Raw genomic sequence first — 13,792 nt, forward strand, 5'->3', positions numbered from 1 at the left:
GTTTCCTGGCAGCGGGATCAGAGGGGAACGATGAGCGAGGTGCGCACGCGGTAGTTGTCGTAGACGCAGTCGCGGCGGGTCAGCGCCAGCCCTTGCGGCGTCAGGCGCAGTTCGTCCAGGTAGCGGCCCACCATGTTCAGCGTGGGCTCGCGGTCGGACAGCGACTCCATCACGGCGAAGTTGGCCTGGGCCACGATGCGATCGCCCTGCGCCTCGATGACGCGCACGCCGCTGATGAAGTGGCGCAGCGAACGCGGCTCGAACATGGTGGTTTCGCGCAGCGCGGTGACGCGGTCGCGCAGCATGTTCTTGTTCATGCAATAGATCAGGCCGAGCGGCAGGCCGGCGTCGTGGTTCTCGCGCGACAGCACGCGGTAGTGGCAGTCCTCGGTGAAGAAGTCGGGCCACTCCTCCAGCCGGTCTTCGTCCAGGCAATAGGCGTAGTCATCGTGGAAGTCACGCAGGCGGGCGCGCAGCGAGGTGTCGTCGGGCAATTGGATCTGGGTCATGGGATTTTCCGGGATGCGGCGGGCGCGCTCAGGACGCGGCGGCCAGTTGCGCCAGGTTGCTTTCGAAGCCGCTCTGGCTGCCGAGCGCCAGGATCGGCTCCTGCATGCGCTCCTGCCAGATCAGCGATTCCATGGCGATCTGCAAGGGGTGGTCCTGCACCGTCAGGGCCGAGGTGGTCTCGGTGCCCGAGTGATGCGAATGCATGGCCCAGCCGGGCGCCGACAGGATCAGGTCGCCGGCCTTCCAGTCCAGCCGCACGCCGTTGACCTTGCTGTAGCCGTTGCCGCGCAGGTAGTAGTTGATGGCCGACGAGCTGTGGCGATGCGGCACGTGGTGGTTGTCCGGCGGCGACGACGAGATCGTGGCGAAGAAGCTGTGGGTGGTGCCGATGCGGCGCTCGGTGGCCGGGTTGTACAGCACGAACAGGCGGCGGCCGTTGTAGCCGCGCGCCATGTCCTCGACGCTCGGCAGGTGGCGCGAGACGGCCGCCCAGGGCCAGTGCAGCGCCTTGGATTCGAGCACGTCGATGTCGATCAGCCACTCGTAGCCCATCAGCCAGGCGCCTTCCGGCGTGATCTGCTCGCGCAGCGCCAGGTCGCGGGCCCGCGCCGCCTCGGGCGAGCGGCTGGGCGCCGGCCGGGTGTTGGCGTCGGCCGGCGGCACGTCGCCCTCGAACTCCTCGACATAATGGATCTCCAGCTTCTCCAGCAGCGGCGCGTTGGAGTACGACAGCCGCACCCAGGGCGTCTTGCCTTCATTGCGGTACGAATGCACCTGCATCGCCGGCGTGTTCCACACGTCCCAGCGGCCCACCGGGATGTCGCGGCCGGCCACCGTGGCCACGCCCTCCCCGCTGATACAGATCTCCAGCATGTTGGAGTTCTTGCGCAGGTTGAAGGTGCGTTCGCCCGGGTTGACGACGTTGATGGTGACGTCCGTGCCGGGGGCCAGGCCCAGGCCGGGCGCGGTCGCCTGCGGATGCGCGATGAGCGAAGCGCGGCGGCCGTTGGCGGGGCGCGGCGCGTCGATCAGGCGGGCGATCTCCAGGTCGATCTCCTCCTTGGGGATCACGATCGATGGCCATTTGTTCTGCTCGCGGGGCGCCGCCCCGCTGACGTCGATGAACATGTCTGTCTCCTGTGGCCGGCGGCGGTTTCGCGCCGGCGTCATGATGATTTGAAGGGGGTGATTGAAATCAGGGCTGCGCCAGCAGCAGGTTCTCGCGGGTCTGCGGCGGCAAGGCGACGCCCAGGCCGTGGTCGCGGGCGTGTTCGTACGCCACCTGCGCCATCGCCAGGTCCGACAGGCCCATGCCCATGCCCTTGAACAGCGTCAGCCGCGCGTCCGCCGCGCGCGTCTCGCCGCGCGCCAGCAGCTCGCCCAGCACCGCCACGCCGTCCCAGGGCGCGCCGTCCGCGCCATAGCGCTCGCGCAATTCGCGCGAGCCGCGCCGGGCGTTTTCCAGGTCGTCGACCACCACGCGGTCGGCGCGCTCGAACACGTCCTGGGCGAATTCGGCCTTGGCCGGCAGGATCGCGCCCACCGCGTTCAGGTGGCGGCAATCGGCCAGCAGCGCCGCGTCGACGAACGGCTCGACGGCGCGCGTGATCAGCGTCACGATCTCGGCGCCGGCCAGCGCGTGTTCCAGCGTGGGCGATTCCTCGATGGCGAAGGCGTACTTGCCGGCCACGGCCTCGACGAAGGCGCGGCGTTTTTCCGGGGTCGGGCTGTAGATCCGCACGCGTTGCAGCTTGCGCACCGCGGCCAGCGCCGCCAGTTGCGTCACCGCCTGCGGCCCGGTGCCGATCAGCGCGGCCCGCGCGGCGGCCTCGGGCGCCAGGGCCCGGGTGGCCACGCCGCTGATGGCGGCCGTGCGCAGCATGCCCAGCGCGCGCGCCTCGATCACTGCCCGCAACCGACCGGTGTCGGCGTCGAACAGGCTGAACAGCGACCCGCCGCCCGCCTTGGTGTGGACCCAGGTCTTGAATCCGGCGTAGCCGCCAGGGCCGGGCTGCACCGAGCCCAATGCATGCATCGAGCTGCCGTCGCCCCAGGTGGCCAGCGCCTTGGGCACGTTGCGCGCGCCCTCCTTCGCCTGCGCCACCAGCATGCGCTGCAGCGCGTCGATGGCGCGCGGGATGGTCAACGCCGCCACCACGTCTTTTTCGGTGAGATACCGCAATGCCTCGGTCATGCCTGTGTCCTTCGTGTCAGTGGGGGTGGACGGGTTCATCCGCCACCGTGTTGCGCAGCGTGCCGACGCCCGGCACTTCGATCTCCAGCGTGTCGCCGACCGCCAGGAAGCGCGGCGGCTGGCGGCTGGAACCGACGCCTTCCGGCGTGCCGGTGGCGATCACGTCGCCGGGCGCCAGCGGCGTGAAGGCGCTGATGTAGGCAATCAGTTCGGGAATCGGGAAGATCAGGTCGGCCAGTTCGCCCTGCTGCACGGTCTCGCCGTTCAGGCGCGTCTCGATCCGCAGGCCCGCGGGGTCGCCGATCTCGTCGGCGGTGACCAGCCAGGGGCCGATCGCGCCGCTGCGCTCGAAGTTCTTGCCAGGCGTGACCTGGGCGTTGTGCTTCTGGAAGTCACGCACCGAGTTCTCGGCCATACAGGTGTAGCCGGCCACGTGGGCCAGGGCGTCCCGCGCCGCGATGTGGCGCCCTGCCCGGCCGATCACCACGGCCAGTTCGCCTTCGTAGTCGAAGCGGTCGGAGGCGCGCGGCTTCCAGACCGGCGCGCCGTGCCCGACGAAACTGTCGGGGTAGCGGGCGAACAGCGAGGGATGGCGCGGCAGCTCGCGGCCGGCCTCGGCCACGTGGCGGCCGTAGTTCAGGCCGACGCAGAGGATCTTGCGCGGCGCCGGCACCGGCGGCAGCCATTGCAGGCCGGCCAGCGCAATGCGGGGGCCGTCGTGGCGCGCGGCCGCTTGCGCGATCTCGGCCACGCCCGCCGCCAGGGCGGTGGCCAGGTCGGGCCAGTACCGCGTCAACGGCACGACTTCGGCGTCGCGCAGCACGCCCCAGGCCGGCTGGCCCGCGGATTCGAAGCTGATCAGCTTCATCTTGTCTCCTGTCCTGTGGGCGGTCCTTCTGGCATGCAATTGAGTGACGCATTGCATGCATTCAGTGGCTTTTAAGTGCCTTGACCGCTGTTTTTCCGAATTATTGCATGCAATTTTGATAAATCGCAAGGTCGTATTGTTTTTTTTATGCGCGATTGCATGCAATTTTGTAGGTACACTGGAGGCCCCTTTCAGACCCGCTCCCGCCGACGCTCCGCCATGGCCGCTCAGATCGACAAAGTGATTTCCGAACTCCGGGACATGGTGCTTTCCGGCGCCCTGCAACCCGGCGAACGCGTAGTGGAACTGCAGTTCTCGGCGCGCCTGGGCGTGTCGCGCACGCCGCTGCGCATCGCGCTGACCGAGTTGGAAAAGGAAGGCCTGCTGGAACGGCTGCCCTCGCGTGGCTTTCGCGTGCGGGCGTTCACCGTCGACGAGATCGGCGACGCGGTGGAAGTGCGTGGCGTGCTGGAAGGCATGGCGGCGCGGCTGCTGGCCGAGCGCGGCGCCAGCGCCGACGTGCTGGAACAGTTGTCGCAGGCGGTGGAGGAAGGCCGCGCCCTGCTGGCGCCGGCGCGGCGCGACCCCAAGGCCACAGTGGATGCGCGCGCCTGGGGGCAGATCAACCGCCGCTTCCACGAGATCCTGTGCGAAGCGGCCGGCAACCGCGCCCTGCTGTCGGCGCTGGAACACAACAACAAGACGCCGCTGGCCGGCCCGGCCGCGCTGACGCTGCCATCCACGCCGTCGCAGCTGGAGACGCCGTTCGTGCTACGGGCGCAATCGGATCACGAGGACCTGCTGCGGGCGATCACGCGCCGCGAGGCCGCGCGCGCCGAGAACCTGATGCGCGAACACGCCTACCGCAGCCGCGAGAACAAGCGCGTGCTGCTGGAATCCCTGCGGGGGGGCGTGGCGGGGCTGGCGCAGCCGGCCGACAGCGCGGCGGCCTAGGACCGGGCCACCGATTTGAAAACGCGAGGCCTAGAGCCTGCCCACGTGCCTGACATGGGCCGGGGCCACGCATCCGAACGGCGGCCCGATGCGGCCGCCAGGCCAGGCTGCGTTCAGAACAGCCGGCGCACGCGCTCGCGGATGGCGCCGGCGTAGGCCCAGCACCACACCGCCAGCGCCAGCATCGCCACCGTGAAGTAGGCGCGCGCCTCGAGCGGCACGGGATTCAGGCGCGACAGCGTGGGAAACGGCTCGTAGCCGATGAAGTCGCTGGCGGCCAGCGCGCTGAACAGCAGCGCCAGCGCCGGGCCGGTGAAATGCGGACGGTCGCCGCGGGTCTGCGGATCGGCCCGGAAATACCAGTGGCACCAACGCAGCAACTGGATCACGACGGCGACCAGCGGAACGACCAGGGCAAGCTGCAGCACGAGCAGCGCAACGATGACTTGAGTGGGAAGCATGGCCGCGATTTTACGCGGCCGCGCGATCGGCCATCGGGACAACCCCTATTACCCGCTCCGGTTCAAACAACTATCGTATTCGAGAATTATCAAATAAGAGAATTCTCGCTTCCGACAAAATGGCCGCAGACACAACCTACGATTACGCCGTCATCGGCGCCGGCATCGCCGGCGCCTCCGTGGCCTACCGCCTGAGCGCGGCCGCCTCCGTGGTGGTGCTGGAGCGCGAGGCGCAGCCCGGCTACCACTCCACCGGCCGTTCCGCCGCCATGTTCATGGAGACCTACGGCACCGCCCAGATCAAGGCGCTGACGCGCGCCAGCCGCGATTTCTACGAACATCCGCCGCAGGGTTTCTGCGAGCATCCCCTGCTGAGCCCGCGCGGCGTGCTGTACATCGCCGCGCCCGGCCAGCAGGACCTGCTGCGCGAGGTCTATGACGATTTCCGCAGCCAGTCGCCCAACGTCACGCTGATCGACGCCGAGCAGGCAATGGCGCGGGTGCCGTGCCTGCGTCCGGACCAGTTGTGCGGCGCCATCGAAGAGCCGGACGCCCGCGACATCGACGTACATGCGCTGCACCAGGGCTTCCTGCGCGGCATGACGCGCCAGGGCGCGGTGCTGCGCAACCACGCCGAGGTGGTGACGGCCCGCCATGAGGACGGGGCCTGGACGCTGACGCTGGCCGGCGGCGATTCGCTGCGGGCACGGGTGCTGGTGAATGCCGCCGGCGCCTGGGCCGACCATACCGCCGAGCTGTGCGGCGTGCGGCCGGTGGGCCTGCAGCCATGCCGCCGCACCGCCTTCACCTTCACCGGGCCGGACGATATCGACTTCGCCCACTGGCCGGCCGTGGTCGGGGTGGACGAGAGCTTCTATTTCAAGCCCGACGCCGGCCAGTTGCTGGGTTCGCCCGCCAATGCCGATCCGGTGCCGGCGCACGACGTGGTGCCGGAGGAACTGGACGTGGCCACCGGCATCTACCGCATCGAATCGGCCACCTCGCTGACCATCCGCCGTCCGCGCCACACCTGGGCCGGGCTGCGCTCGTTCGTGGCCGATGGCGATTTCGTGATCGGCTGGGACCCGGCCACGCCCGCCTTCTTCTGGCTGGCGGCCCAGGGCGGCTACGGCATCCAGTCGGCCGCCGGCGTCTCGCGCCTGGCCGCCGACCTGCTGCTCGACCTGCCGCTGAACGCCGCCCTGACCGCGCAGGGCGTCGACCCCGCGCGCCTGTCGCCAGCCCGTTTCTCCCCTTCCTGATAGGAGCCTTTCCATGAGCCAAGCCATCCAGCGCCTGCCCAGCAGCCTGCCGTTCCCGTTCTCGCGCGCCGTGAAGGCCGGCGGCTTCCTGTTCCTGTCGGGCCAGGTGCCGATGAGCGCCGCGGGTGAGGTGGTGCGCGGCGACATCCAGACCCAGACCCGCGCCGCCTGCGAGCGCATCGTCGAAAGCCTGGCGGCCGGCGGCGCGCGCCTGGACCAGGTGGTCAAGGCCACCGTGTGGCTGTCGGACATGAGCCATTTCGCCGGCTTCAACGAGGTCTACAAGGAATTCTTCGGCGCGGCGCTACCGGTGCGTTCGACGGTGGCGTCGGCGCTGGCGCTGAACGTCGACGTCGAGATCGAAGTGCAGGCGTATATCGGGTAGAACCCAAGCGGGCAGGCCCCAAGCAGACAAGACAGAAGCGGGCAGGACTGAAGCGTCGGCACGGAGTCCCGGACGCGAACAGACGAACGGACAACCATTCAGAACGGAGCGATCGCATGAAGATTTTTTCCGGGTCCCTGGCGACCGAGACCAACACCTTCTCCCCCATTCCGACCGGCCTGTCGGCCTATCGGTCGCGGGGCTACTATCCGGCGGGCCAGCACCCGGACCGCATGCAGATGTTCTCCGGGCCGCTGTGGGCCGCGCGCCAGCGCGCCCAGGGCAAGGACTGGACCCTGGTCGAGGGCATGACGGCGGGCGCGACCCCGGCCGGCCTGACCACCCGCCATGCCTATGAAACCCTGCGCGACGAACTGCTGGAAGACCTGCGCCGCGCCGGCAAGGTCGACATCGCGCTGTTCGGCCTGCACGGCGCCATGGTGGCCGACGGCTATGACGATTGCGAAGGCGACCTGCTGCGCCGGGCGCGCGAGATCGTCGGCCCGGACACGGTGATCGGCGCCGAACTGGATCCGCACTGCCACCTGACCGACGCCATGGTGAACAGCGCCGATTTCCTGGTGTGCTTCAAGGAATATCCGCACACCGACATCCTGGACCGCGCCTACGACCTGGTCGACTTGTGCGTGGCGCGCGCCGAAGGCCGCATCAAGCCGACGCGCGCGGTCTTCGACTGCGAAATGATCTCCATCATGCACACCAGCCGCGAGCCGATGCGCAGCTTCGTCGACCGCCTGCTGGCGATGGAAGGCAAGGAAGGCGTGCTGTCGGTGTCGATCGCGCACGGCTTCCCCTGGGGCGACACGCCCGACATGGGCTCCAAGGTGCTGGTCTACACCGACGGCGACGCCGGCCAGGCCGAACGCCTGGCGCGCGCGCTGGGCGAAGAGATCATCGGTTTCCGCGACCAGCTGGCGCCGCCCTACCCGGGCGCCGACGAGGCGCTGGACCAGGCGCTGGCGCTGGCCGACTTCCCGGTGGTGCTGGCCGACTCTGCCGACAATGCCGGCGGCGGCGCGCCCAGCGATGCGACCTTCATCCTGGAACGCGTGCTGGCGCGCAGCATCCAGGACGTCGCGATCGGCCCGTTCTGGGACCCGGTGGCGGTGCAGCTGTGTTTCGAGGCCGGCGACGGCGCGCAGATCAAGCTGCGCATCGGCGGCAAGGTGGCGCCGGTGTCGGGCCAGCCGCTGGACCTGGCCTGTGAGATCGTCGCGCTCAAGCGCGACGCCATCATGACCGGCCTGGCCGGCACCCCCGCGCTGCTGGGCGACGTCGCCGTGGTGCGCAGCCAGGGCGTGACCATCGTCATGACCACCAACCGTACCCAGGCCATGGACACCGACCTGTTCACGCAGTTCGGCGTCGATCTGGGCGCGATGAAGCTGGTCATCCCGAAGTCGTCGCAGCACTTCTACGCCTCGTACTCGAAGATCGGCCGCCACGTCATCTACGTCGAGACGCCCGGCGCCATCACGCAGGACTACAACGCGCTGCCGTTCACCAAGCGCAAGTTGCCGAAATGGCCCTTCAAGGGCTGATATCCAACCATTGCCCAAGCAGGCAACCGGAAAAAACAAGGGGATGACCATGATGAAACGATTCAGCCTGCTGGGCGCCGCCGCCCTGCTGGCCTGCGGCCTGGCCGCGGGCCAGCCGGCCCAGGCCCAGACCAAGACGCTGCGGATGGTGCCGCACGCGGACCTGAAGACGCTGGACCCGCTGTTCAATACCGCCTATATCACCCGCAACCACGGCTACATGGTGTTCGACACGCTGTTCGCGCAGGACAGCCAGGGCCAGCCCAAGCCGCAGATGGTGGAAAGCTGGACCGCCTCGCCCGACGGCATGGCCTGGACCTTCAAGCTGCGTCCCGGGCTGAAGTTCAACGACGGCACCCCGGTCACCGCCGAGGACTGCATCGCCTCGCTGCAGCGCTGGGCCAAGAAGGACACGATGGGCCAGGCCTTGATGGCCGCTGGCGCCGAACTGGCCGCCACGGGTCCCGACAGCTTCTCGCTGACGCTCAAGCAGCCATTCGGCCTGGTGCTGGACGCGCTCGCCAAGCCGTCCGGCATGCCGCCCTTCATCATGCCCAAGCGCCTGGCGATGACGGATCCGAATACGCCGGTCACCGAGATGGTCGGCTCCGGCCCGTTCCTGTTCAAGCGCGATGAGTGGGTGCCGGGCAACAAGGTCGTCTACGTCAAGAACCCGGCCTACGTGCCGCGCAACGAACCGGCCGACGGCCTGGCCGGCGGCAAGGTCGCCAAGGTCGACCGCATCGAATGGATCTACATTCCCGACGGCAACACGGCCACCGCCGCGCTGATGAACGGCGAAGTCGACATGATCGAGCAGACCACGCCCGACTTCCTGCCGGTGCTGGAGACCAACCCCGCCATTACCCTGAACACCTCGGTCGCGACCCAGGGCATGGCCATCGTCAACGCGCTGCATCCGCCGTTCGACAAGCCGCAGGCGCGCCAGGCCCTGTATTACCTGTTCAGCCAGAAGGAAATGCTGGCGGCCATCGGCTACCCGGAAAAGTACCGCGTCGACTACTGCGCCACGCTGTACATCTGCGGCTCGCCGCTGGCCACCGACGCCGGCGCGGCGCCCTACGCCAAGCCCGACCTGGCGCGCGCCAAGCAGCTGCTGCAGGAGGCCGGCTACAAGGGCGAGAAGATCGTGGTGCTCTACCCGACCGACCACATCAGCGCGCCCGCCGTCATGGTGTTGACGCAGAACATGAAGAAGGCCGGCCTCAAGGTCGACCTGCAATCCATGGACTGGGCCTCGCTGGCGGCGCGCCGCCTGAAGAAGGATCCGCCCGAGCAAGGCGGCTGGAGCCTGTTCCTGACCTGGGGCGGCTATTACGACGCCAGCACGCCGCTGACCAACCCCTGGCTGTCGGCCGCCTGCGGCAACAGCCTGCCCGGCTGGCCCTGCGACAAGGAACTGGACGCGCTGCGCACCCAGTGGATCCAGGAGCCCGACGCCGCCAAGCGCAAGGACATCGCGGCCAAGCTGCAGGCCCGCGCCTACGAGTCGGTGCCTTACGTGATGTGGGGGGAATTCAAGCCGGTGTCGGCCATCCGCGGGCTGTCGCACACGGAGCTGATGAAGACCGGCATCCCCGTGATGTGGAACGTCGAAAAACCATGATGCGGCGCGGGGCCGCGCGTGCCCGGCACGCGCGCCCCGCTCCCGGACAATCAGGCCGCCGCCAAGCGCTCCGCGCGCGCCGCGCCCGGTCGGGGGGAAACCCAGCGTGAAATTCATCCTGCGCCGCATCGCGGCCGTCATTCCCGTCATGGCCGTGGTCGCGGTCGTGGTGTTCCTGTTGATCCATCTGTCGCCGGGCGATCCGGCGGCGGTGATCGCGGGCGACAACGCCACCACCGAGGACGTCGAGAAGATCCGCCAGAACCTGGGCCTGGACAAGCCGCTGCTGCTGCAGTTCGGCATCTGGGTCGGGCATCTGGCCACCGGCGACCTGGGCACCTCGATCGCCACCCAGATGCCGGTGGCGCAATTGATCGGCCAGCGCATGGGGCCGACCCTGTCGATCGCCATCTTCACCATGCTGTTCGCCGTGCTGGCGGCGCTGCCGCTGGGCGTGCTGGCGGCCTGGAACGCCGGCAAGTGGCTGGACCGCCTGGTGATGATCGGCGCGGTCTGTGCGTTCTCGGTGCCGGTGTTTCTGATCGGCTACAGCCTGGTGTACGGCTTTTCCATCAAGCTGGGCTGGCTGCCGGTGCAGGGCTACAAGCCGCTGGCCGAGGGCCTGGTGCCGTACCTGCGCCACCTGGTGCTGCCCTGTCTATCGTTGGGGCTGGTGTACATGGCCCTGCTGACCCGCATGACCCGCGCCACCATGCTGGAGGCGCTGTCGGAAGACTACATCCGCACCGCCCGCGCCAAGGGCCTGGCGGCCGGCCCGATCGTCTGGCATGCGCTCAAGAACGCCGCCAACCCCATCGTCACCACCATCGGCGTGGGCGTGGCGCTGCTGATCGGCGGCGTGGTGGTCACGGAAACCGTGTTCGCCATCCCCGGCCTGGGCCGCCTGACCATCGACGCCGTGCTGCGCCACGACTATCCCGTGATCCAGGGCGTGCTGCTGGTGGCCTCGGGCATCTACGTGCTGATCAACCTGCTGGTCGACCTGAGCTACCGCCTGTTCGATCCGCGCATCCGCTATTGAAGAGGGGCGATCCATGACCACCACCACCCTGCCCCTGGCCGTGCCGCGACCGCGCTGGCGCCGCGCCGCCCGCTCGCTGCGGCGCCACCCGATGCTGTACGTCGGCGGCGCCATCCTGCTGGCGCTCGCGGTGATCGCGCTGGCCGCGCCCTGGCTGACCTCGATCGATCCGCAGGACATCAACCCGATGGCGCGCATGAAACCGCCCTCTGCCGAACACTTCTTCGGCACCGACGCGCTGGGCCGCGACGTCTACGCCCGCACCCTGTGGGGCGCGCGGGTATCGCTGCTGGTCGGCGTCGTGGTCGCGCTGGTGTCGACCGCGGGCGGCGTCCTGCTGGGCATGCTGGCCGGCTACTTCCGCCGCCTGGATGCCGTGATCATGCGCATCATGGACGGCCTGATGGCGATTCCGGGCGTGCTGCTGGCGATCGCGCTGATGGCCACGCTCAAGGGCGGCCTGGGCACCGTGATCGTGGCCATCGTGGTGCCGGAGGTGCCGCGCGTGGTGCGGCTGGTGCGCGCCCTGGTGCTGACCATCCGCGAGCAGCCGTACATCGAGGCGGCGGTGGCCGCCGGCACCCGCGTGCCGGCCATCCTGCTGCGCCACATCCTGCCCAACCTGTTCGCGCCGCTGATGGTGCAGGCCACCTTCATCGCCGCCTCCGCCATCCTGACCGAGGCCGTGCTGAGCTTCCTGGGCGTGGGCATCCCGCCGCAGACCCCGAGCTGGGGCAACATCATGGCCGAGGGCCGCAACTTCGTCGCGGTGGCGTTCCACATCATCCTGTATCCGGGCCTGTTCCTGGGCGTGGCCGTGCTGGCCGTCAATCTGGTGGGCGACGGGCTGCGCGACATGCTCGATCCGCGCCTGGCGAAAAAGCTGTAAGGAGCGCGCATGCCATCCCAACCTGTCCTGCAAGTGAATGACCTGACCACCTGTTTCGACGGCGACGAGACCACGGTGCTGGCCGTGGACGGCCTGTCGTTCGACCTGATGCCGGGCGAGACCCTCGGCCTGGTGGGCGAATCCGGCTGCGGCAAGAGCGTCACGTCGCTGTCCATCATGCGGCTGCTGCGGGCGCCCGGGCGCGTGGCGCGCGGCAGCGTCGAATTCGACGGCCGCGACCTGCTGGCCCTGCCCGAGAAGACCATGCGGGCCGTGCGCGGCAACCAGCTGTCGATGATCTTCCAGGAGCCGATGACCTCGCTCAACCCGGTATTCACGATCGGCCGCCAGATCAGCGAGCCGCTGATGCTGCACCAGGGCCTGTCGCGGCGCGAGGCCATGAAGCAGGCCGAGGCGCTGCTGGAGCTGGTGCAGATCTCCGACCCGGCCCGGCGCGTGCACGAATACCCCTACCAGCTGTCCGGCGGCATGCGCCAGCGCGCCATGATCGCCATGGCGCTGGCCTGCCAGCCCAAGGTGCTGATCGCCGACGAACCGACCACCGCGCTGGACGTCACCATCCAGGCGCAGATCCTGCACCTGCTGCGCGACATCCAGGCGCGGCTGGGCACGGCGATCGTGCTGATCACCCACGACCTGGGCGTGGTGGCGCAGATGTGCCAGCGGGTCATCGTCATGTACGCCGGCCGCAAGGTCGAGGAAGGCAGCGTCGACGACGTGCTGGACCATGCCGCCCATCCCTATACCCAGGCGCTGATCCGCTCGCTGCCCGACTTCGTCGACGGCCAGGACCATACCGCCCGCCTGGCCGAGCTGCCCGGCATCGTGCCGGTGGTGACGCCCGAATCGCGCGGCTGCGCCTTTGCCGCGCGCTGCCCCGAGGCCCTGCCGCGCTGCGCCGACGAGGCCCCGCCCGAGGTCGCCGCCGGCGACCGCCACCGCGTCTGGTGCTGGGCGCGCCAGGCCGCGCCCGCCGCCACGCTGGAACGAGATCCGCGATGAACCTGCACGACGCTCCTTTCCCCGCCCCCGCCGCGGCCTCCGCCCCCTCCGCCCCCCTGCTGGAGGTGGTCGGCCTGAAAAAGCACTTTCCCGTGGACGGCGGCAAGGTGCTGCGCGCGGTCGACGGCGTGTCGCTGTCGGTCGCGCGCGGCCAGACCCTGAGCCTGGTGGGCGAGTCCGGCTGCGGCAAGTCGACCACCGGCAAATGCCTGATCCGGCTGACCGACCCCACCGAGGGCCGCATCCTGCTGGAAGGCGCCGACCTGGCGGGCATGAACAGCAGCCAGCTGCGCGCCATGCGGCGCCGGATGCAGTTCATCTTCCAGGATCCGTTTTCGTCGATGAACCCGCGCATGCGGGTGCGCGACATCATCGGCGAACCGCTGCGCAATTTCGGCTATGGCCGCGAGGCCATCCGCGAGCGCGTGGCGCAGCTGCTGGCCCGTGTCAGCCTGCGGCCGGATGCGGCCGACCGCTATCCGCACGAATTCTCCGGCGGGCAGCGCCAGCGCATCGTCATCGCGCGCGCCCTGGCCCCGGAACCGGGCCTGATCGTCTGCGACGAGCCGGTCTCGGCGCTGGACGTGTCGGTGCAGGCGCAGGTCATCAACCTGCTGATGGACCTGCAGCGCGACCTGGGCCTGACCTATGTGTTCATCTCGCACGACCTGAGCGTGGTGCGCCACATCAGCCACCACGTGGCGGTGATGTACCTGGGCAGGATCGTCGAGACCGGCACCCGCGACGCGGTCTTCAACCACCCGGCCCACCCCTACACCCGTGCCCTGCTGGCCGCGGTGCCCTCGGCCCGCCGCGGCGAACGCGCCCCCGTCGCGGTGCTCAAGGGCGAGATTCCCAGTCCGCTGGCGCCGCCGTCCGGCTGCGCCTTCCGCACCCGCTGTCCGCAGGCCCAGGCGCGTTGCGCCCAGGAAACACCCGTGGCGCGCCCGGTCGGCGCAGGCCAACTAGTCGCCTGCCATTTCGCCTGAGCCGCCCCGACATTCACCGGAGATCC

14 protein-coding genes are annotated in these 13,792 nt (G+C 69.3%); 9 read left to right on the plus strand and 5 right to left on the minus strand.

The genetic code is table 11. The features are described 5' to 3' along the window. Positions 1-17 precede the first annotated feature (17 nt). The 4 genes from I6I07_RS23920 to I6I07_RS23935 all read right to left on the minus strand — a co-directional run bounded on the left by I6I07_RS23920 (position 18) and on the right by I6I07_RS23935 (position 3,572). Entirely contained in the window at positions 18-509 is a 492-nt protein-coding gene (locus tag I6I07_RS23920; protein WP_198483999.1) for an aromatic-ring-hydroxylating dioxygenase subunit beta, read from the minus strand. 28 nt (positions 510-537) lie between these two features. After that, on the minus strand, positions 538-1,638 hold the full coding sequence (locus I6I07_RS23925; RefSeq protein WP_198484000.1) for a cupin domain-containing protein: 1,101 nt from the start codon (positions 1,636-1,638) through the stop codon (positions 538-540). A gap of 67 nt (positions 1,639-1,705) precedes the next feature. Further along, positions 1,706-2,704, minus strand: coding sequence for an ornithine cyclodeaminase family protein (locus I6I07_RS23930; protein WP_198484001.1), 999 nt, complete (start codon positions 2,702-2,704; stop codon positions 1,706-1,708). 16 nt (positions 2,705-2,720) lie between these two features. Further along, positions 2,721-3,572: a fumarylacetoacetate hydrolase family protein gene (locus I6I07_RS23935; protein WP_198484002.1), complete on the minus strand. Its 852-nt coding sequence runs from the start codon at positions 3,570-3,572 to the stop codon at positions 2,721-2,723. Between the two features lie 219 nt (positions 3,573-3,791). Here I6I07_RS23935 and I6I07_RS23940 point away from each other — a divergent pair, with 219 nt between their 5' ends. Then, entirely contained in the window at positions 3,792-4,526 is a 735-nt protein-coding gene (locus I6I07_RS23940; protein ID WP_198484003.1) for a GntR family transcriptional regulator, read from the plus strand. Between the two features lie 113 nt (positions 4,527-4,639). Here the strand turns inward: I6I07_RS23940 and I6I07_RS23945 are convergent, their stop codons facing one another. Beyond that, positions 4,640-4,987, minus strand: coding sequence for a hypothetical protein (locus I6I07_RS23945; protein ID WP_198484004.1), 348 nt, complete (start codon positions 4,985-4,987; stop codon positions 4,640-4,642). Between the two features lie 119 nt (positions 4,988-5,106). Here I6I07_RS23945 and I6I07_RS23950 point away from each other — a divergent pair, with 119 nt between their 5' ends. The 8 genes from I6I07_RS23950 to I6I07_RS23985 all read left to right on the plus strand — a co-directional run bounded on the left by I6I07_RS23950 (position 5,107) and on the right by I6I07_RS23985 (position 13,766). Next, entirely contained in the window at positions 5,107-6,249 is a 1,143-nt protein-coding gene (locus I6I07_RS23950) for an NAD(P)/FAD-dependent oxidoreductase (protein WP_198484005.1), read from the plus strand. 13 nt (positions 6,250-6,262) lie between these two features. Then, entirely contained in the window at positions 6,263-6,634 is a 372-nt protein-coding gene (locus I6I07_RS23955; RefSeq protein ID WP_061071255.1) for a RidA family protein, read from the plus strand. Positions 6,635-6,750: 116 nt separating this feature from the next. Continuing rightward, positions 6,751-8,196 (plus strand): M81 family metallopeptidase, encoded by a 1,446-nt coding sequence (locus I6I07_RS23960; protein ID WP_198484006.1) that lies wholly within the window; start codon positions 6,751-6,753, stop codon positions 8,194-8,196. A 49-nt stretch (positions 8,197-8,245) separates the two neighbouring features. Then, positions 8,246-9,823: an ABC transporter substrate-binding protein gene (locus I6I07_RS23965; protein ID WP_198484007.1), complete on the plus strand. Its 1,578-nt coding sequence runs from the start codon at positions 8,246-8,248 to the stop codon at positions 9,821-9,823. A 106-nt stretch (positions 9,824-9,929) separates the two neighbouring features. Continuing rightward, positions 9,930-10,865, plus strand: a complete 936-nt coding sequence (locus I6I07_RS23970; protein ID WP_198484008.1) for an ABC transporter permease — start codon at positions 9,930-9,932, stop codon at positions 10,863-10,865. Between the two features lie 13 nt (positions 10,866-10,878). Further along, a complete protein-coding gene (locus I6I07_RS23975; protein ID WP_198484009.1) occupies positions 10,879-11,754 on the plus strand; it encodes an ABC transporter permease in 876 nt (291 codons plus the stop codon). Between the two features lie 9 nt (positions 11,755-11,763). Continuing rightward, positions 11,764-12,777, plus strand: coding sequence for an ABC transporter ATP-binding protein (locus tag I6I07_RS23980; protein WP_232625714.1), 1,014 nt, complete (start codon positions 11,764-11,766; stop codon positions 12,775-12,777). Further along, positions 12,774-13,766 (plus strand): ABC transporter ATP-binding protein, encoded by a 993-nt coding sequence (locus tag I6I07_RS23985; protein WP_198484010.1) that lies wholly within the window; start codon positions 12,774-12,776, stop codon positions 13,764-13,766. The genes I6I07_RS23980 and I6I07_RS23985 overlap by 4 nt, the downstream gene beginning before the upstream one ends. Positions 13,767-13,792: the final 26 nt, after the last annotated feature.

Source organism: Achromobacter deleyi (genome assembly GCF_016127315.1).
In the GTDB taxonomy this organism is placed as follows: domain Bacteria; phylum Pseudomonadota; class Gammaproteobacteria; order Burkholderiales; family Burkholderiaceae_B; genus Achromobacter; species Achromobacter insuavis_A.